We start from the raw sequence: 1,331 nt of genomic DNA, 5'->3' as shown, positions 1-1,331 counted from the left end.
GGCCCCGAACTCGCCCGCACCGTCAGCTCCGGCGCGAGCAGCACGACCTCGTCGCCGCCCCGCCCCTCGAGCTTGGCGACCAGGTGGTCCACGGCGCCCCGGCCCATCTCCTGCGCCGGAAGGGCGACGGAGGTGAGCGCCACCGAGGCCTGCACGGCGACCTGCTCGGGGCAGATGGCGACCACCGAGACGTCCTCGGGCACGGCCCGGCCCCGCTGGCGCAGCAGCGCGAGCAGGGGCTCGACCGCCGACTCGTTCTGCACCACGAAACCGGTGGTGTCCGGGCGTTCGTCCAGGATCCGGGCGAGCGTCACCGCGGTCGCGTCGTACCCGCCCGCGCACGGCCGGTGCAGCAGCCGCAGCCCCAGCTCCCGCCCCCGCGACCGCAGCCCCTCCAGGGTGCGCTCGGCGAAGCCGGTGTGCCGCTCGTACACCGCGGGCGCCTCGCCGATCACCGCGACGTCCCGGTGCCCCAGCGCCGCCAGGTGATCCACGCACAGCGCGCCGGTGGCCCGGAAGTCGAGGTCGACACAGGTCAGGCCGCTGGTGTCGGACGGCAGCCCGATCAGCACCGCGGGCTGCTCCTGCTCCCCGCCCGGTCGCCCCTGGCCGGCGGCGCCGCCGCGCAGCAACGGCAGCCGCTCGTCGTCGAGTTCGACGTCCATCAGGATCATGCCGTCGGCCAGTCCGCTGCTGGTGACCCGGCGCACCGCGTCCGGACCTTCCTCGCCGGTGAGCAGCAGCACGTCGTAGCCGTGGGTGCGGGCCGTGGTGGCCACCGCGATCGCTATCTCCATCATCACCGGCACGTACATGTCGGTCCGCAGCGGCACCATCAACGCGATGATGTTCGACCGGTTGCTGGCCAGTGCGCGCGCACCCGCGTTGGGGTGGTATCCCAGCTCCCGGATGCTGTGCTCGACCCGCTCCCGGGTTCCGGCGGAGATGGAGCGCTTGCCGCTGAGGACGTAACTGACGGTGCTGGCCGAGACTCCGGCGTGCTGGGCGACCTCGGCGAGGGTGACCATCCGGCTCTCCAAGCTCTGTGAAGCGCTTCGACGCAGAGGGCGGAACGACTCAGCGGGAAGCGAGGGTGATAGGACAGTAACCCCGGCGGGCACGCGTGTCCATACTCGTCGAAGCGCTTCGACTGTGTCGAATTACTTCGACTCCGCACGCGTCTTGACGCCGGGTCGACGACCGATCGAAAGTGGGAGCGCTCCCACTCAGGCGTGAGCCGGCCTGAGGCTTCACGGAGTTCCCCCGCCCCAGCCGGGCGTACCCCGTCGCGTGCGGAGAGCGGCCATCGAGCCGGACCCGACGGCCACGCC

At 72.3% G+C, this 1,331-nt stretch carries 1 protein-coding gene; it reads right to left on the bottom strand.

What is annotated here, in order from left to right:
* Nucleotides 1-1,028, bottom strand: a 1,028-nt coding sequence (locus ACOV8S_RS21480) for a LacI family DNA-binding transcriptional regulator (protein ID WP_448319520.1), incomplete at its 3' end; no start/stop codon positions are given.
* Nucleotides 1,029-1,331: the final 303 nt, after the last annotated feature.

The sequence above is a fragment of the Streptomyces sp. CO7 genome (genome assembly GCF_053474865.1).
This window is presented reverse-complemented; position numbering and strand designations above follow the sequence as displayed.